The 17,507-nt window shown below is 70.6% G+C and carries 17 protein-coding genes and 1 riboswitch; of the genes, 4 read left to right on the top strand and 13 right to left on the bottom strand.

Features of this window, described 5'->3' with window-relative positions:
- Nucleotide 1: 1 nt before the first annotated feature.
- On the bottom strand, nt 2–1,306 hold the full coding sequence (locus tag HEP81_RS28020; RefSeq protein WP_037652993.1) for an MATE family efflux transporter: 1,305 nt from the start codon (nt 1,304–1,306) through the stop codon (nt 2–4).
- A 111-nt stretch (nt 1,307–1,417) separates the two neighbouring features.
- Between HEP81_RS28020 and HEP81_RS28015 the strand changes: the two genes are divergently transcribed.
- Nucleotides 1,418–1,951, top strand: a complete 534-nt coding sequence (locus HEP81_RS28015; protein ID WP_037653257.1) for a PadR family transcriptional regulator — start codon at nt 1,418–1,420, stop codon at nt 1,949–1,951.
- Here the strand turns inward: HEP81_RS28015 and HEP81_RS28010 are convergent.
- From HEP81_RS28010 to HEP81_RS27990, 5 genes are all read right to left on the bottom strand, one after another.
- Entirely contained in the window at nt 1,932–3,119 is a 1,188-nt protein-coding gene (locus tag HEP81_RS28010; protein WP_051849977.1) for a hypothetical protein, read from the bottom strand. The genes HEP81_RS28015 and HEP81_RS28010 overlap by 20 nt on opposite strands.
- A gap of 30 nt (nt 3,120–3,149) precedes the next feature.
- Entirely contained in the window at nt 3,150–4,193 is a 1,044-nt protein-coding gene (locus HEP81_RS28005; protein WP_176736012.1) for a C40 family peptidase, read from the bottom strand.
- Nucleotides 4,194–4,435: 242 nt separating this feature from the next.
- The gene (locus HEP81_RS28000; RefSeq protein WP_037652991.1) at nt 4,436–5,470 is read right to left on the bottom strand and encodes a C40 family peptidase; all 1,035 of its coding nucleotides are present in this window, start codon (nt 5,468–5,470) and stop codon (nt 4,436–4,438) included.
- A gap of 211 nt (nt 5,471–5,681) precedes the next feature.
- Nucleotides 5,682–7,025, bottom strand: a complete 1,344-nt coding sequence (locus HEP81_RS27995) for an NYN domain-containing protein (protein ID WP_037652987.1) — start codon at nt 7,023–7,025, stop codon at nt 5,682–5,684.
- A 52-nt stretch (nt 7,026–7,077) separates the two neighbouring features.
- Nucleotides 7,078–7,317 carry a hypothetical protein gene (locus HEP81_RS27990; RefSeq protein WP_037652985.1) on the bottom strand — a complete coding sequence of 80 codons (240 nt, stop codon included), beginning with the start codon at nt 7,315–7,317 and terminating at the stop codon, nt 7,078–7,080.
- A gap of 148 nt (nt 7,318–7,465) precedes the next feature.
- Here HEP81_RS27990 and HEP81_RS27985 point away from each other — a divergent pair, with 148 nt between their 5' ends.
- Together HEP81_RS27985 and HEP81_RS27980 are read left to right on the top strand one after the other, a co-directional pair.
- Nucleotides 7,466–8,203 (top strand): rhomboid family intramembrane serine protease, encoded by a 738-nt coding sequence (locus HEP81_RS27985; RefSeq protein WP_051849988.1) that lies wholly within the window; start codon nt 7,466–7,468, stop codon nt 8,201–8,203.
- Entirely contained in the window at nt 8,200–8,481 is a 282-nt protein-coding gene (locus HEP81_RS27980) for an Lrp/AsnC family transcriptional regulator (RefSeq protein WP_037652980.1), read from the top strand. Before HEP81_RS27985 ends, HEP81_RS27980 begins: the two co-directional genes overlap by 4 nt.
- Nucleotides 8,482–8,520: 39 nt before the next feature.
- Here the strand turns inward: HEP81_RS27980 and HEP81_RS27975 are convergent, their stop codons facing one another.
- The 6 genes from HEP81_RS27975 to ctaE form a co-directional block, all read right to left on the bottom strand.
- Entirely contained in the window at nt 8,521–9,861 is a 1,341-nt protein-coding gene (locus HEP81_RS27975) for an aminotransferase class V-fold PLP-dependent enzyme (protein ID WP_037652977.1), read from the bottom strand.
- A 161-nt stretch (nt 9,862–10,022) separates the two neighbouring features.
- Nucleotides 10,023–10,139: riboswitch (SAM riboswitch) on the bottom strand.
- Nucleotides 10,140–10,221: 82 nt separating this feature from the next.
- Nucleotides 10,222–11,286 carry an anthranilate phosphoribosyltransferase gene (gene trpD, locus HEP81_RS27970; protein WP_037652976.1) on the bottom strand — a complete coding sequence of 355 codons (1,065 nt, stop codon included), beginning with the start codon at nt 11,284–11,286 and terminating at the stop codon, nt 10,222–10,224.
- A gap of 122 nt (nt 11,287–11,408) precedes the next feature.
- Entirely contained in the window at nt 11,409–13,046 is a 1,638-nt protein-coding gene (gene qcrB / locus HEP81_RS27965; RefSeq protein WP_037652974.1) for a cytochrome bc1 complex cytochrome b subunit, read from the bottom strand.
- The gene (gene qcrA / locus HEP81_RS27960) at nt 13,043–14,101 is read right to left on the bottom strand and encodes a cytochrome bc1 complex Rieske iron-sulfur subunit (RefSeq protein WP_037652972.1); all 1,059 of its coding nucleotides are present in this window, start codon (nt 14,099–14,101) and stop codon (nt 13,043–13,045) included. The genes qcrB and qcrA overlap by 4 nt, the downstream gene beginning before the upstream one ends.
- On the bottom strand, nt 14,098–14,910 hold the full coding sequence (qcrC, locus tag HEP81_RS27955) for a cytochrome bc1 complex diheme cytochrome c subunit (RefSeq protein WP_037652970.1): 813 nt from the start codon (nt 14,908–14,910) through the stop codon (nt 14,098–14,100). The genes qcrA and qcrC overlap by 4 nt, the downstream gene beginning before the upstream one ends.
- 63 nt (nt 14,911–14,973) lie before the next feature.
- On the bottom strand, nt 14,974–15,594 hold the full coding sequence (gene ctaE, locus HEP81_RS27950) for an aa3-type cytochrome oxidase subunit III (protein WP_037652968.1): 621 nt from the start codon (nt 15,592–15,594) through the stop codon (nt 14,974–14,976).
- Nucleotides 15,595–15,751: 157 nt separating this feature from the next.
- On the opposite strand from ctaE, the gene HEP81_RS27945 reads away from it, so the two are divergent.
- Complete coding sequence (locus tag HEP81_RS27945; RefSeq protein ID WP_037652966.1) at nt 15,752–16,153, top strand: response regulator; 402 nt, start codon at nt 15,752–15,754, stop codon at nt 16,151–16,153.
- Between the two features lie 59 nt (nt 16,154–16,212).
- Here the strand turns inward: HEP81_RS27945 and HEP81_RS27940 are convergent, their stop codons facing one another.
- Nucleotides 16,213–17,472 carry a L,D-transpeptidase gene (locus HEP81_RS27940; RefSeq protein ID WP_037652963.1) on the bottom strand — a complete coding sequence of 420 codons (1,260 nt, stop codon included), beginning with the start codon at nt 17,470–17,472 and terminating at the stop codon, nt 16,213–16,215.
- Between the last annotated feature and the right edge of the window lie 35 nt (nt 17,473–17,507).

Below are 17,507 nucleotides of genomic sequence, written 5' to 3'. Positions count from 1 at the left end.
CTCAGGCCGGCACGCCCGCCGTGCTCAGGGCGCGCCGCGACAGCGTCGCCACCGCCGCGCACTGCACGGCCATCGAGACCGCGAGGGCCAGTGCGACGCCGGGCAGCCGGAGCCCCGACAGGGCGGCGGCGAGCGGGAGTTGGACGGCGGTGCCGAGCAGGGTGATCCGCAGCAGCGCGGGCGCTCCCCCACTGCCCTCGAAGACTCCGCCGAGCGCGATGAAGCCGGCCATCAGCAGCAGATAGGGGCCGACGCAGCGCAGGAAGAGCACGCCCTGGTGGGCGACGGCGGGTCCGGCGCCGAACGCGGCCATGACCCAGGGCGCGGTGCCCGCGAACAGGACGGCCGCGGTCAGGCCGAGCGCCCCGGAGAGCAGTACCGCCTGCCGGCCGATGTCCCCGCGGGCGTCCGTGCCCGCGCCCCGGGTGTGCGCGGTGTGGATCGCGGCGGCCTGGCGCACCGCGTAGAAGGCCATGGTGGCCAGGTACAGCGTCTTGTAGGCGATCGCGTACGCGGCCACGGCGGTGACCCCGAGCCGCCCCACCACCGCCACCAGGACGAGAGCCCCGCCCTGCCGGAGGGTGAAGTCGGCGGACATCGGCAGCCCGGTGGCGAGGGTACGCAGGGCGGAGGGCCCGGGCCGCGTGGTGGGGCGCACACGGGCAGCCGTACGCAGCAGGGGATCGCGGCGCAGGACCGCGATGCCCGCCGCGAGGGCCGCGCTCCGGCACAGCACGGTGGAGACGGCGGCGCCCCGCACGCCGTAGCGGTGGACGAGGAACGGGTCGCAGACCAGGATCAGCCCGTTGGCGAGCAGCGCGAGACGCATCGGGGTCCGGGTGTCACCGGTGCCCTTGAGAATGCCGTCCACGAGCTGCTGGGCGAAGAACACGGCCGTGCCGGGCAGGGAGATCGCGAAGTAGGCGGTGGCCAGACGCAGGACCGCCGGGTCGGAGCCGCCGAGCACCAGCCGGGCGAGCGGCTCGCGCAGCGTGAACCCGGCCGCCACGACCGACGGCGTCACCAGGGCGCACAGCACGGCGCCGCCCCGCACCGCCGTCCGCACTCCGGCCGGGTCCCGGGCCCCCCGCGCGTGCGCCACCAGCACGGTCGTACCGGAGGCGAAGACCAGTGCCACCCCGAGCAGCACGTTCTCGGTGTTGGTCGCCACGGCCACCGCCGCGACGGCGGCCCCGCCGAGCCGGGAGACCCAGAGAGTGCCGACGATCCCGGAGGCGACGGAGGCGAGGAGGGAGAAGTAGACGGGCCGGGCGAGCGATATGAGCTGGGCGCGGTGGGCGTTCACCAGGGCTCCTGGAGTTCCTCGGAGGCTGTACATCGAAACGAGTTACCTCGATTCGAGGTAACTCGAAAAGAGCTAGCATGGCGAACGGGCCTGCCGCAAGGAGGAATGGGCGTGCTGGAGTTGTCGATCCTCGGTTTCCTCGCCGAGGGACCGCTGCACGGATACGAGCTGAAGGAGCGCATCAAGGCGCTGAGCGGCCACGTCCGCCCGGTCAGCGACGGCGCGCTCTACCCCGCGATCAACCGGCTCGCCGCCGCCGGACTGCTCGAACAGCACACCCAGGACGGCGCGAGCGCCGCGCCGCGCAAGGTGCTGTCGCTGACCGCCGCGGGGCGGGCCGAGTTGCTGGCGCGGCTGCGGGAGCCGAAGGCCGTCGAGATCAGCGACCAGGTCCGCTTCAACACGGTGCTGTCGTTCCTGCGGTATCTGCCCGACCCGGCGGAACAGGCCGAAGTGCTGCGCCGCCGCCTGGAGTTCCTGAACGCGCCGTCGAGCTTCTTCTACCGGGGCGGCGAGCCGGTACGGGCGGAGGAGGCGGGGGATCTGTTCCGGGAGGGGATGCTGCGGGTGGCGCGGGCCACCGGAGCGGCGGAGCGGGCCTGGCTCACGGAGGCGATCGAGACCCTCAGCCCAGCTGCGCCTTGACGTACTTCTGCCAGCGGGTGGTGAAGGCGTCCGGGGTCAGGCCGAGGACGTGGTGCAGGGCGCTCTCGACGGCGCCGGGGCGGGTGGTGCGGGTGCCGACGGCGCGGTAGAAGGCGGCGAGGCGGGCCGCGCCCCACTGCTCGGCGATCATGCGGCAGGCCAGCCAGCCGCTCTCGTAGGCCCGGGCCAGCTCGGTGGGGTCGCTGGTGAAGCCGAAGTCCTTGTCGGTGGGGAGCGCGGCGGGCACCTGGCCGGCGCCGACGGCGCGGGCCAGTTCCGGGGCGGCCTGGGCCGGGGTGCGGTCGGTGCCCAGGTAGCCGATCCAGTCGGCGTAGCCCTCGGAGAGCCAGAGGGGGGTGGCCGCGGTGGTGTGGGTGCGGGTGGCCACATGGGCGGTCTCGTGGGTGAGGACGACCTGTTTGCCCATCGCGCCGAGGACGGCGTACGCGTCCGGGTTGATCACCACCCGGTCGGCCGGCGTCTGTCCCGCGCCGCCCGCCTCCCCGGTGGTCACGGCGGCGATCCCCCGGTAGTTCGCGGCGGGCGAGCCGAGCAGACCCGCCATGCCCGCCAGGGACTTGGGGACCAGGACGACGACCCGGCGCGTCCAGTCGGTACCCCACTCCTTGGACACCGCCGGTACCGCCTCGTCGGCCATCCGCGCGTAGGCGCGCAGATCGGCCGCCGACTGCCCGGTGCCGAGCACCAGGCTGTGCGCACCGGGTACGGCGGTCACCGTGCCCTGGTCCCACAGCTGCTGCCCGGACTTGTCGGCGGGCCGGTCGGCGCTGACGTACCAGGTGCCGGAGGCGGTGCGGGCCAGGCTGAGGGTGCGCCGGGTGTCGACGGGGGCCCGGTCGTACCCGGCGACCTTGTAGGTGAGGTCGGCGTCCGCGGTGGCCCCCACGGCGGTGCGGCGCAGGGTGGTGATCCGGTACGCCCAGGAGGCCAGCGGCAGGGCGCGCAGCCTGGTGTACTCGGTGCTCGCGCCCGTCGCGCCGTACGCCTCCGCGTCATGCCGCAGCAGGGCCGCCGAGCGCAGGTCCAGGAGGTGCTGCACCTCGCCCTTCGCGGAGTCGGCCGCCGTCCGCCCGGCGCACCCGGTCAGGGACAGCAGCAGGCACAGGGCCGCCGCCCCGCCGCTTCTCACCCGCCTGCCACCGGCCATCACACGATCGTACGGCGCGCCGCCGGGGCGTCAGGGCCGGGTCACCGAGGAGATCGGCATCATCCCCACCGGGTCGTAGCGCACCGCGGCTCCCGGATGGGGCGCGTGGATGACCTGGCCGTGGCCGACGTACATCGCCACATGGCTGGCGTCGGAGCGGTACACCACCAGATCGCCGGGGCGGGCCTGGGAGAGCGGGACGCGCCGCCCGGCGAACCGCTGCTCCTGGGAGGTGCGGGGCAGCTGGATGCCGGCGTGCGCGTACGACCACTGCATCAGGCCCGAACAGTCGAAGCCGGAGGGCCCGTTGGCGCCCCACACATAGGGGCGGCCGAGCGCGGAGCGGGCGGCGGCCAGGGCCGCGGCGGCGCGCGCGTCGGGGGCACCGGCCAGGCCGGTCAGATCGGACAGGCCGAGCCGGTCGGGGCCGGCCGAGCGGGAGGACCGGTCGTAGGCGGCGCGGTCGGCCGCCGACAGCGTGTTCAGCAGTTGCCGGGCCCGGGCGAGCTTGCCCTCCACCGTCCGCTTGTGCGCGGCGACCTCACGGCGGCCGCGGTCCAGCGCGTCCAGCTCGTCGGCCGCCTCCGCCCGCTCCTGCTCCAGCTCGCGCAGCGCGGAGCGCAACTCCCGCAGCCGGCCCGCCTCCTGGGCGCTGATCCGGTCGAGGGTGGCGGCCTTGTCGAGGTAGTCGTCGGGATCGTCGGAGAACAGCAGCGCGACGGCCGGGTCGATGCCGCCCGAGCGGTACTGCGCCCCGGCCAGCGAACCCAGCTCCTCGCGCAGCGTGTTGACGTCCTGCTGGCGGCGGGCGACCCGGTCCTGGGTGTGGCTGACCTCGCGGCGCAGCGCGTCGGTGCGCTCCTGGGCCCGGTCGTAGGCCTGGGTCGCCTGCTCCGCCTCCGTGTACAGCCGGTCCACCTCGGCGCGGGCGTCGGGATGCGGCGCGGCGTGCGCCGGTACTGCGCCGAGGGCCGCGGCGGCGGCCGACAGGGCGCACAGGGCTGCGGCACCCCGGTCGAATCCGCCCGGTGCGCGGCGCTGACCGGACGGTGCAAGGCGGCGATGGGACCCCACGGTTCGCCGAACCCCTTCCACTGGCTGACATGGACGACGTTCCCCGGCGCCTGGGGACGGGGAGGCCCCGGCGCCGGGGAAACGCGGCAGACAGTAGCCGTGTGGAAGGGCCGCGGCCAAAGACCGCGACGGCAACAAAGAGTGACGCCCCGCCGCTGACGCAGGTCACCGGCGGGGCGTGGAGTCAGTTTGCGTCCCGTGGATTCGCCCGATCGGGCGCCCTCCCCGGGAGCGTCGGGGGTTTAAACCCGGACGCCGAACTGGAACGGCATGTCGGACATCGCCTCATAGCGCACCACGGCACCGGTGTGCGGGGCGTGCAGCACCTGACCGCCGCCCGCGTACAGACCGACGTGGTGGATGTCGCCGTAGAAGAACACCAGGTCGCCGACCTTGAGCTGGCTCTGGCTGTAGATCCGGGTGCCTATGTTGGCCTGCTCCTCGGAGGTGCGCGGGATGGAGACGCCGGCCTGCGCGTAGGCGTAGGAGGTCAGACCCGAGCAGTCGAAGGAGGAGGGGCCGGTGGCGCCGTAGACGTACGGCTTGCCGATCTGGCCCTGGGCGGCGGCGAAGGCGGCCGCGGCCCTGCCCGAGGCGGGCGGGGCGTCACCGAGGTTCACCCGCTCGCTGGAGGAGCGGTCGGCGCGCTGCTGCTGGGCGGCGAGGTCGGCCTTCTCCTTGGCGGTGAGGCTGTTGAGGATCTTCTGGGCCGCGGCGAGCTTGGCCTGGACGTCCTTCTTCTTGTTGCCCAGTTCGGTGCGGGTGTCCGCGAGGTCCTTGAGCTTCTCGGTGGCCTCGGAGCGCTCCTGGGCGAGCTCGCGCTGCTTGCTCTGGATCTTGCGCAGCGCGTCGACCTGCTGACCGCTCAGCTGGTCGAGGGTGGACGCCTTGTCGAGGAAGTCGTCCGGGTTGGAGGAGAGGAAGAGCTGGACCGAGGGGTCGATACCGCCGGAGCGGTACTGGGCCGTGGCCAGCGAACCCAGGCCGTCGCGCAGCTTGTTGAGGTCTTCCTGACCCCGCGCGACGTTGTCCTGGATCGTGGAGATCTCCTTCTGGAGCTTCTGCTGCTTCTCCTTGGCGCCGTTGTACTTCTCGGTGGCCTGCTCGGCCTGCTCGTACAGCTTGTCGACCTTGGACTTGACCTGGTCCTTGCTGAGCTTCTCACTCGGCGCGGCGTTCGCGGCGTTCGCGCTGAGCACGACGGCGGCGGCTGCTGCGGTGGTCAGCACGGTCACGCGTGCACGGCTCTGCTGTTTGGGTCGACGGTGGGACGCCACGGAGGACGAACTCCTTCTTGTGAGTGTTCACCCGTTCGGAGGTTCGAGCCCCGACCCTAGTGACCATGTTGTGATCATTCAAATCCTCACGGCAAAAATTCCCGTCACGCAATGCATTCTTTGCACACAATCCACGAGCAGTGATGGCCGATTGACCCTACGTTGCGTGAGGGGACGGCCAATTCGGGCATTAACCACGCCCGTTGGGCCTTCAGGACAGTCGCTTCAGAAGTACCGCAGAGGCCACGGGCCGGGCACCCGCCCGCGCCACACCGTCGGCCACCTCGCGGTCGGTGGAGGCGACGATGACCGGCCGGCCCGGCGGCTCCGCGCGCACCAGCTGGCGGATCAGCTCGTCGGCCGTGACGCCCGGCTTGGAGAACAGCACCCGCACCCCGCGCGGCGGCGCGAGCAGCACCGGCGCGGCCAGCTCGGCGCCGTCGAAGACGCAGGTCACCTCGGCGCCGGTCTGCGCGGCGAGCGCGGACAACTGGCCCAGCAGCCGCAGCCGCTGCTTCTCCAGCGGCATCTGCGGATAGCCGGTCTTGGTCACGTTGTACCCGTCGACGACCAGATGCGCCTGCGGCAGCGCGAGCAACTGGTCGAGGATCGCCGGGTCATGCTCGGACAGGGCGCGCGCCGCGATGTCCTTGGGCGTCATCCGGCCCGGCTCCACCGCGTCGACGGTCTCGGCCGGGCGCACGGACACCGGCGGCAGCGCCAGCTCGCGCCGCAGGCCCTGGGTGGCCTCCAGCAGGGTGTCGAGCAGCAGCCGTACCCGCATGTCCTCCACGCTGCGCCCCTCGCGGGCGGCCTTGCGGGTGGCCTCCAGGGCCGCCTCCGCCTCGCCGAGCCGCGCCTTGAGCCGCCGCGACTCGCTCTCCGCGGCCGACACCCGGGTGCCCGCCTCCGCGCGTACGGCGTCCATCTCGCCCTGCGCCTTGCGCAGCGCGGCCTCGCCCCGGCGCACATCGCTCTGCGCGGAGCGCAGCTTGCGGTTCAGGGACTCCAGGTCCCGCTTCGCCGACTCCAGCTCACCACGCAGCCGTTCGGTCTCGGTCCTGGTGTGCTCGCGGGCGCGGTCCAGTTCGGCGCGCAGCCGCTCCAGTTCGGCGCGGCTCTCCTCGTCGGCCCGCTCGGCGTCGGCGCGCTGCGCCTCCTCGCCGGCCGCGGTGACCAGCTTCACCCAGCCCGCCGGGCGCAGCACATAGGCGGCCGCCGCCACATCGAGCGGGTCGACTGCCGCGGGCACGGAGCCGGCCTCCAGGGCACCGGCCAACTCCGGCTGCGCGGCGCGGAACTTCTCGCCGATCCGCTGCCGGAACAGTGTGTCGGTCTCCAGCGCCGCGGCCATCGCGTTCCCGGCGAACTTCGCGCGACGATTCGGGGCGAACCGGGCGTACTGCCGCAGCTGTGCGGGCAGTTCGGCCACGGTCAGCTTGCCGAAGCACTCCGAGACGATCGCGACGACCCTGCGGCGCACCCCGTCGGACAGCGGACGGTCAAGCACCTCAGCGGTGCCGTCGCCCGGCCCCCCGCCTGCGCTCTCCACCATCCGTCACACCCCACTACCTTGCCGAAGAAATGCCTCTTCGGGCCCGGCCCCGTCAGGAGTCGGTGCCCGGCCTGTCCACGAGCTCCACCTGATCCACCGCGTTGCACCAGCGGCAGCGCACCGATTCGATGGTCTCACTGACCACCTGGCGCTCCTCCACCGTCGGCTCGCCCGCCAGATCGAGGTGGACATACTCCACGACCTTCGAGGAGCGGGTGACGTCGAAGCGGGTGAGGTTGCCGCACAGGGTGCAGCGCCATCGCGTCGTGGCGGTCGGCTGGGGAACCGTCATCGTGCCCTTCTCAGGTCGGTCGGACCGCGCCGGCGGGCCGACGCGTGTGGCTCGTAACCCTACGGCCTGGCGGCCTCTCGCCGCCCGTCCGTCCGAGGCGGCGAGGCGGTCTGTCAGCTTGCGTCCGGTTACGTCATGCTCTGTGTTCATGATCAGCGAGTGGAGAGCGGCGGCCGGCAGGACCTTCAGGGCACTTCGGGACGCGCCGATGACGTACGGCCTGATCGCCCTGTGCTGTCTGATCTTCGTCCTGGGCCCGGCCTCCGGGATCGTCCCCGGGTACGGCACCGGGTATGTGCTCCAGGACGCGCAGCGGGTGTACTTCCGGACCTGGGGGGTGGTCCCGGCCGAGCTGTTCGCCGCACCCCTGGGGCATGCGCTGACCCCGGTCACGGCGCTGTTCGTGCATGGCAACTGGGTGCATCTGCTCGGCAACATGCTCTTCCTCCTCGTCTTCGGCGTGCTGACCGAGGAGCGGATGGGCCGGGTGGAGTTCACCCTCTTCTACATCGGCTGCGGCTATCTGGCCCTGCTGGGGTACGCCGTCGCCAACGACACCTCCGAGCAGTCGCTGGTGGGCGCGTCGGGGGCGATCTCGGCGGTGCTCGGGGCGTTTCTCTTCCTGTTCCCGCGGGCCCGTGTCACCAGTCTCCTGCCGTTCCTCTTCTTCCTTCCACTGCGCTTTCCCGCCTGGGTCGTGCTGCCGTTCTGGGTGACCCTCCAGTGGCTGGCGGCGGGGCGCTCGGCGCAGGGCCCGGGGGTGGCGTATCTGGCGCACCTGGTGGGGTTCGGGGCGGGGTTCGTCTACGCGTGGGTGCGCCATGGGCGTGGGGATAGAGTGAAATGCGCACCTGAACCGGCCCCCGAGGGAGAGAACCAGCCGTGATCACCGCGATCGTCCTCATCAAGACCAGCGTGGACCGGATTCCCGAGATCGCCGAGCAGATCGCCTCGCTGGAGTCGGTGAGCGAGGTCTTCTCCGTCACCGGTACGTACGACCTGATCGCCATGGTGCGGGTGCGGGAGCACGAGGACCTCGCCGATGTGATCCCCGGCCGGATCAGCAAGATCCCCGGCGTCGAGGCGACGGACACGCATGTGGCGTTCCGGACGTACTCGCAGCACGACCTGGAGGCGGCCTTCGCGATCGGCCTGGACTCCTGACCGACCGCCGAAAGCCGCCTCACCGGCCCGTTCGGGCCGCTACGCCACCGGCACGCAGCGCCCCTCCTCCGTGCGGTACGTCCACTTCGCGCCCTCCGTCACCAGCTGCCGTACGGCCGTGACGAAGCGGTCCACATGCTCGTCCGGGGTGCCCGCGCCGAAGCTCACGCGGATGGCGTTCAGGGACGGGGCGCCGCACTCCGCGGGGGTCTCCGGGGCCGTGCCCAGCAGGGTGCGCAGCAGCGGGTGGGCGCAGAAGAGGCCGTCGCGGACGCCGATGCCGTACTCGGCGGAGAGCGCGGCCGCGAAGTGGGAGCTGTTCCAGCCGTCCACCACGAAGGAGAGCACCCCGACCCGCGGGGCGTCCTCCCCGAACAGGGACAACACCCTGACCTGCGGGATCTCGGCCAGTCCCGCGCGCACCCGGTCGATCAGGTACTGCTCACGGGCGACCAGCGCGTCCCAGCCGGCCTCGGTGAGGGCCTGGCAGGCGGAGGCGACGGCGTAGGCGCCGATGACGTTCGGGGAACCCGCCTCGTGCCGGGCGGCGCTCTCGTGCCACTCCACCTCCACACCCCCGTCCGCACGCCGGGCGACACTGCGACTGGCGCCGCCGCCCGCGAGGTACGGCTCGGCGTCCCGCAGCCAGTCGGCGCGCCCGGCGAGCACGCCCGCGCCGAACGGGGCGTACAGCTTGTGCCCGGAGAGGGCGACCCAGTCGACGTCCAGGTCGGCGAGGGAGACCGGGTGGTGCGGGGCCAGCTGGGCGGCGTCCAGGACGATCCGGGCGCCGTGGGCGTGCGCGGCGGCGGCCAGCTCGCGCACCGGCCACAGCTCCCCGGTGACATTGGAGGCACCGGTGACGCAGACCAGGGCCGGGCCGTACGGGTCCCGGTCGGCGAGGGCCCGCTCCAGCGTCTCGACGGCCTGCCGGGGGCTGCGCGGTGCGTCCAGGTAGGTGACCTGGTCGTCCCGCCAGGGCAGCAGCGAGGCGTGGTGCTCGGTCTCGAAGACGAAGACCCGGCAGCCGGCCGGGACCACCCGGGCCAGCAGGTTCAGCGAGTCCGTGGTCGAGCGGGTGAAGACCACCTGGTCGTCGGCGCGGCAGCCGAGGAACTCCGCGACCGTGCGGCGGGCCTTCTCGAACAGGTCGGTGGAGAACTGGGAGAGGTACCCGGCACCCCGGTGGACGCTGCCGTAGTACGGGGCGTAGGCGGCGACGTCGTCCCAGACGCGCTGGAGGGCGGGGGCGCTGGCCGCGTAGTCGAGGGCCGCGTAGGTGATGGTGCCGCCGGTGACGAGCGGCACGGTGACATCTCGCCCGAGAACGGGCAGCGGGGTGCAAACCGAGGGGTCGACGGCGACGGTGGAGACAGACATGGGGAACTCCCGTGAGAACGCACGCCGAAGTCGGCGTACGGAAAAAGGTGAAAGGGGTGCGCGGAGGCGGGGCTCGGCGGCCCTAACGCATTCGCTTGCTCACGGAAGGCTCCCTCGACCGGCCAGGACCCCTGGCCCGGCGCTATCGAGAGCGCCCGAGGGGTCCGCGCTTGCCGTAGACCTCGCTGCCTACGACCTGGTCCTCACCCGGGGCACCCCGCCACGGACGGAGGGTTGCCGGACAGTCGGCCGGGGCCTCATGACTGTCACTCATGACCTGACAGGGAACGTACGCGAAAAGATCGATGTCCCGCAAGCCGTGTCCGGATCGCGGGACGATCAGTCGTCAGCCGATGGGCGTCAGGCGTTGCTGACGGCCACCCAGCGCTCCAGCGTGCGCTTGGCCGCGCCCGAGTCGATGGACTCGGCGGCCTTGGCCATCCGGTCGCGCAGCTGCTCGGTGAGCGGGGCGTCGGCCGGCTCCAGGGCGACGAGGGCCGCCGCGGAGTTCAGCAGCACCGCGTCCCGTACGGCCCCCCGCTCGCCGTCCAGCACCCGGCGGGCGACCTCCGCGTTGTAGGCCGCGTCCGCGCCGCGCAGGGCCTCCACCGGGACCAGCTCGATGCCGACGTCCCGCGGGTCGAAGACCTCCTCGGAGACCTTGCCGTCGCGCACCACCCACACCCGGGAGGTGGCGGTGACGGTCAGCTCGTCCAGGCCGTCGTCGCCGCGGAAGACCAGCGCGGAGTTGCCGCGCTCGGCGAAGACCCCGGCCACCACGGGCGCCATCCGCGGGTCGGCGACGCCCACCGCCTGGGCGCGCACCTTCGCCGGGTTGGTCAGCGGACCGAGCACATTGAAGGTCGTACGGATACCCAACTGGCCGCGTGCGGCGGCGACATGACGCAGCGAGGGGTGGAACTTCACCGCGAAGCAGATGGTGATGCCGGCCTCCTCGGCGACCTCGGCGACCCGTTTCGGGGTCAGCTGGAGGTTGATGCCCAGCTTCTCCAGGACGTCGGAGGAGCCGGAGGCGGAGGAGGCGGCGCGGTTGCCGTGCTTGACGACCTTGGCGCCGGTGCCCGCGACCACGATCGAGGACATGGTGGAGATGTTCACCGTCTTGGCGCCGTCGCCGCCGGTGCCGACGATGTCCACGGCCGGGCCGGGCACCTCGATCACGTTCGCGTGCTCGTACATGGTGCGCACCAGACCGGAGATCTCCTCGACGGTCTCGCCCTTGGCGCGCAGCGCCACCATGAACCCGGCGATCTGGGCGTCGGTCGCCTCGCCCCGCATGATCAGGTCCATCGCCCAGGCGGTGTCGTCCGCGGACAGGTTCTGGCCGGTCAGCAGGCCGTTCAGCAGGGCGGGCCAGGAGCGGCCCGCCGCGATGTCGCCTCCAGCGGGGGTCACAGCGCTCATCGGCCGCTCCTTGTCGTACACAGGGGTGGAAACTCGTACACCACCTTATCGAGCCCCCGGCACGGGGAAGGGCCCCGTCCGGCTCGCGGACGGGGCCCCTCTGTGGCGTGGCGACGCGGGGATCAGTGGTGGCCGTGGCCGCTCGTGATCTCCTTGTACTCCTCGGAGGTCGGCTTCGGGATCTGGTTGTCCTCGCCGTAGTAGGCGTTGGACAGCTTCGCCCGGAGCTTCTCGGACGCCGTCACCTTGCGCTCGACACCGTTCTCGTCGACCGCGGGCCCGATCTCGGCCGGCGCGTACTGCGTGTGCGTGGTGAGCGTGTGCAGCTGCTCCTGGCTGAGCGGCTCGTGCACCTCGATGAACTCACCGTGCGGCAGCCGCTTGATGATGCCGGTCTCGCGACCGTGCAGCACCTTGTCGCGGTCGCGGCGCTGGAGGCCGAGGCAGATCCGCTTGGTGGCGATGAACGCGATGACCGGACCGACGAAGAAGAAGATCCGCACGAACCAGGTCACGGCGTTGATCGACAGGTGGAAGTGGGTGGCCCACAGGTCGTTGCCACCACCGACCAGCGTGATCATGTACATCGTCACCCAGGCGACACCGAGACCCGTACGGGTCGGGGCGTTGCGCGGGCGGTCCAGGATGTGGTGCTCGCTCTTGTCGCCGGTGATCCAGGACTCGATGAACGGGTAGGCCGCCATCGCGCCCAGCACCACGCCGAAGAGGACCAGCGGGATGAACACGCCCAGGACCAGGGTGTGGCCCCAGAAGTTGATCTCCCAGCCCGGCATGAAGCGGATCAGACCCTCGGCGAAGCCCATGTACCAGTCGGGCTGGGCGCCGGTGGAGACCTGGTCGACCCGGTAGGGGCCGATGGCCCAGATCGGGTTGATCTGCGCGACCGCGGCGATGGCCGCGATGACGCCGAAGACCAGGAAGAAGAAGCCTCCGGCCTTGGCCATGTAGACCGGCAGCAGCGGCATCCCGACGACGTTGTTGTTGGTCTTGCCCGGACCCGCGAACTGCGTGTGCTTGTGGTAGAAGACCAGGATCAGGTGCGCCACCATCAGGCCGAGCATGATGCCCGGCAGCAGCAGGATGTGGATCGAGTAGAACCGGGCGACGAAGTCGTGGCCGGGGAACTGACCGCCGAAGAGGAAGTACGAGATGTACGTGCCGACGATCGGCATGGACAGGATCGCACCCTCGGTGAAGCGCACACCGGTGCCGGAGAGCAGGTCGTCCGGGAGCGAGTAACCGGTGAAACCGGTGAACATGCCGAGGACGAACAGCAGGAAGCCGAACAGCCAGTTGATCTCACGCGGCTTGCGGAACGCGCCGGTGAAGAACACACGCATCATGTGCACGAACATGCCGGCGAGGAAGATCAGCGCGGCCCAGTGGTGGATCTGCCGGACGAGCAGACCACCGCGCACATCGAAGGAGATGTGCAGGGTCGAGTTGAACGCCTCCGACATCATCTGCCCCTGGAGCGGGACATAGCTGCCGTGGTACACGACCTCGTTCATCGACGGGTGGAAGAACAGTGTCAGATAGACACCCGTCAGGATGATGATGATGAAGCTGTACATGCACACTTCGCCCAACATGAACGACCAGTGGTCGGGGAAGATCTTGCGCATGTTGGCCTTGGCCAGGGAGTAGATCCCGAGCCGGCCGTCGGCCCAGTCGGCGATGCGCTCGCCGGCCGGGGCCTTCCCGCGTGCGCGGGAGGTGTCGTTCGCCGTAGTACTCATCCGCGCTCCCAGAATGCAGGACCGACGGGCTCCTCGAAGTCGCCGAGCGCCTGGAGGTAACCCTCGCTGTCCACACCGATGCGCAGCTGCGGCAGGGCGTGGCCGGCGGGGCCGAAGATCACTCGGGCGCCGTCGGAGAGGTCGAAGGTGGACTGGTGGCACGGGCACAGCACGTGGTGCGTCTGCTGCTCGTACAGCGAGATCGGGCACCCGACGTGGGTGCAGATCTTGGAGAACGCGACGACGCCCTCGTGCGACCAGTCGAGCTCGCGCTTGTCCTTGATGTTGTCCGGCTGGAGCCGGACGATCATCAGCGCGGCCTTGGCCAGCTCGTTCTGGAACTCCTCGTCCGTCTCCTCCAGGCCGTCCGGCTTGGCGAAGGTGAGGGAACCGACCGCGATGTCCTCGGGACGCAGCGGCTGGTTGGTGTTCATGTTGACCAGGCGCTTGCCCTTGGCCCACAGGGTGTGCCGCAGCGAGGTGCCGGGCAGCGGACCGAGGTCACGCAGCAGCATGACGCCGGAGAGCGGCACCAGGGCCAGCGCGCCGAACATCGTGTTGCGGATCAGCTTGCGGCGGCCGAGCGCCGACTCCTTGGCGCCCTGGCGGAAGTCCGCGTGGACCTTCGCCCGGACCTCGGGAGAGGCCGCGATCGCGTGCCGGTCGTCGGCGACCTCGACGTCGGACATCAGGGTGCGGGCCCAGTGGACCGCGCCCGCGCCGATGCAGAACAGCGCCACGCCCAGGGTCAGGCCCAGCGCGAAGTTCAGCGCGCTGATGTGCCCGATCGGGAACACGAAGATGTTCTTGTCGTGCGGGATGGTCACGTACGACACGATGAAGCCGACGGTGGCCAGCATCGAGATCGTGAACAGCAGGGCGACCATACGCTCGGACCGCCGGGCGGCCCGCTCGTCGATGTCCTGGATGCGGTGCTCGTGGGGCGGCAGCCCCGGGTCGGCGAACGGGTTCTCCTCGTCCGCGACCGCTACCGCGCCGTGCGCGTGGTCCTGCTCAGCGGGCAGGTTCTCTTCTGGAATGTCTTGGCTACTCATGACTTCTTGGCCTTTGCGGTCCGAGCGGCGACCCAGACGGCGACGGCGATCAGCGCGCCGAGACCGAAGATCCAGGCGAACAGGCCCTCACTGACCGGCCCGAGGCCGCCCAGCTCCAGACCGCCCGGGTTCGTCGTCTCGCTGCTGTCGACCGCGTGCAGGTACGCGATGATGTCCTTCTTGTTCTGCGAGGACAGCGTGGTGTCCGGGAAGGACGGCATGTTCTGCGGGCCCGTCTGCATGGCCTCGTAGATGTGCTTCGGGTCGACACCCTCCAGCGTGGGGGCGAACTTGCCCTTGGTGAGGGCACCACCCTTGCCGGTGAAGTTGTGGCACTGCGCGCAGTTGGTGCGGAACAGCTCGCCACCCTTGGCGATGTCCGCCCCGTCCGGACCGTACTGCTGCTTGGTCGGCACCACCGGACCGGCGCCCAGCGACGCGATGTACGCGGCGAGCTGGTCGATCTGGGTCTGGGTGTACACGGTCTTCTTGCGCGGGACCTGGGCGCCCTGCGAGGTCGCGGCCGGCATACGGCCGGTGCCGACCTGGAAGTCGACGGCCGCGGCGCCCACGCCGACCAGGCTCGGCCCGTCGGAGGATCCCTGTCCACCGGTGCCGTGGCAGCTGGCGCAGCCGACCTCGAAGAGCTTCTTACCCTCCTTGATGGTCAAGGACTGGGAGCCTGCGTCGGCCTGCGCCTTGCCCGCGGGCGCGAACGCGGCGTACAGCCCCCCAGTGGCCGCCAGCGCGAGGAGTAGGACGACGACCGCCGCCAGCGGATGGCGTCGTCGTACGGAGAGCTTTTTCACGGATTACCCCGGTGTCAGGATCTTCTGCGTCGGTGCTTCTGGACTTAGCGGGAGCGGTCCCGGCTACTTGATCAAATAGATCGTGGCGAAGAGGCCGATCCAGACGACATCGACGAAGTGCCAGTAGTAGGACACGACGATGGCGGCCGTCGCCTGCTCGTGGGTGAACCTCTTGGCCATGTAGGTGCGGCCGAGGACCAGCAGGAAGGCGATGAGACCGCCCGTCACATGCAGGCCGTGGAAGCCGGTGGTCAGGTAGAACACCGAGCCGTACGGATCGGAGGACAGCGAGAGACCGTCCTCTCTCACCAGGCTCGTGTACTCGTAGATCTGACCGCCGATGAAGATCGCACCCATGATGAAGGTGAGGATGAACCAGCCACGGAGCTTCTTCACATCGCCCCGCTCGGCCGCGAACACGCCGAGCTGACAGGTGAGCGACGAGAGCACCAGGATCGTGGTGTTCGTCGCGGAGAAAGGCACATTGAGGCTTGAAGCCATGTGCTTCCAGTGAGCCGGTCCGGTCACCGACCGGAGGGTGAAGTACATCGCGAAGAGGGCCGCGAAGAACATCAGCTCGGAACTCAGCCAGATGATGGTTCCGACGCTGGTGAGGTTCGGCCGGTTGACCGACGGGTGCGCGTGCCCGGTTTCTACTGTCGTTGCTGTCGCCACGACCGACATTATGTCGGTCGCTTATCTCGCCCTCACTCCGGGGGGTGCCGTTCGGAGTGTTGCTGCCCTCCGAACCGGTGTTGACGTGGTGTTCATGGGAGTAACATCCGCCCAAACGGCCCCGTCCGTCCTGTCCGTACGACGCCGACGTCGACCCGGAGGAACAATGCAGCCGACCGCCACCGTGCTGGTCTACAGCGACGACTCCAACACCCGCGAGCAAGTACGGCTGGCCACCGGGCGGCGTCCCGCCCCGGATGTGCCCCAAGTGGAGTTCGTGGAGTGCGCCACGCCCGCGGCGGTGCTGCGCGAGCTGGACCGTGGGGGCATCGATGTGTGCGTGCTCGACGGCGAGGCCGTCCCGATGGGCGGTATGGGGGTGTGCCGGCAGATCAAGGACGAGGTGTTCCGGTGCCCGCCCGTGCTGCTGCTCATCGGCCGGCCCCAGGACGCCTGGCTGGCCACGTGGAGCCGTGCGGACGCCGCGGTGACCCTGCCGGTGGACCCGGTGGAGTTCGCCGCCTCGCTGGCCGCCCTGCTGCGGCAGCACAGGCTCGTGCGCGCCTAGCCCGACGACGGGGCGCGGGCCGTGTGCCGACACGGTCCCGCGTCCCGTCGAGGCGCTGTTCACACGGCCGCTGGCTGGAGGCGGACCGTGTCCGAGGAGGACTGGCCGTTGGTCTGGGTGCCCGTCAAAGCGGAGCCCGTACGCCACTTCTTCCAGGTGACGTTCCAGTCGCCGAAGCCGTTGCCGAACGGTTCCATCGGCTGGCCGTTGGAGTTGACGACCCGGACGATGTCGCCCTCGTGGACGGTGTCGAAGAACCACCGCGCGTTGGCCGTACTCATGCCGGTGCAGCCGTGGCTGACGTTGGCGTAGCCCTGTGAGCCGACCGACCAGGGCGCCGCGTGCACGTATTCACCGGACCAGGTGACGCGAGTGGCGTAGTACACCGGCAGGTCGTAGTTGTCCCTGCTGCCCTCGGCGATGCCGACGGTGGTGCCGCGCATGCGTACGAAGTACTGCTTCTCCAGGACCACCTTGACGCCGTTGCGGGTCTCGAAGCCGGGCTTGCCCGTGGTGACCGGGATGGCATTGATCACGGCGCCGTTCTTGAACACCGTCAGCTCGTGCGCGGCGGCGTCCGTGACGGCCTCGATCCGGTCGCCCGTGGTGAGCTTCACCGGCTTCGACTTGCCGCCCCACAGCCGGTCGCCGACCTTCACGCCCTCCAGGTTGCTGTGCACCAGGATCGTGGCGTGGGCGGGCCAGTAGTCCTTGGGCCGGTAGTGGAGTTCCTTGCCGCTCACCCAGTACCAGGAGCCGGGCACGGCGGGTACGGAGTCCACCCGCAGGGCGCGCTCCACCACGGCCCGCTGCGCCGGGTCCTTGACCTCCTCGCTGAGTTGGGCGGTGATGATCTGCCCGACGCCGTACTCCCCCGCCTCCGGCCCGAAGGTGACACCCAGCTGCTTCTTGGCGGTCGGCTGGGTGGTGTCGAAGCTGAGGACCTTGCGGCCGGGCGCCCCGTCGTCGTCCTCGGTGCTCACCGTGACCGTGTAGTGGGCGCTCGCGGCCAGCGGGGAGGTGCTGTGCCAGCGGCTGCCGTCGGCGGTGAGTTCGCCCGCCACAAAGCGTCCTGTGGAGTCCTGGGCGGTCACGTCGGTGATGCGCCCCTCGTCCTTGACGCTGATCTCCAGGGGCTTGTCCGGGTCGGCCCGCTCGCCCACCTGGGTGGGGGCGTTGAAGGAGATCAGGCCCGCTGCGTCATACGGCGTAGCGGACAGGGGGTCGCCGTCCGAACCGCAGGCGGTGATGCCCGCGCCCAGGGCGGTCACCAGCACGACACAGCTGACGACGGTACGGGTCCGCGGAATGTGGTTCATACGATCACGCTATGAGATGGAGACCCTACTGGCGC

Origin of the sequence: Streptomyces griseofuscus (genome assembly GCF_014673495.1) — a bacterium.
Classification (GTDB): Bacteria; Actinomycetota; Actinomycetes; order Streptomycetales; family Streptomycetaceae; genus Streptomyces; species Streptomyces murinus.
Note: the sequence above shows the minus strand (reverse complement) of the source record. Positions and strands in the feature narration are given on the sequence as shown.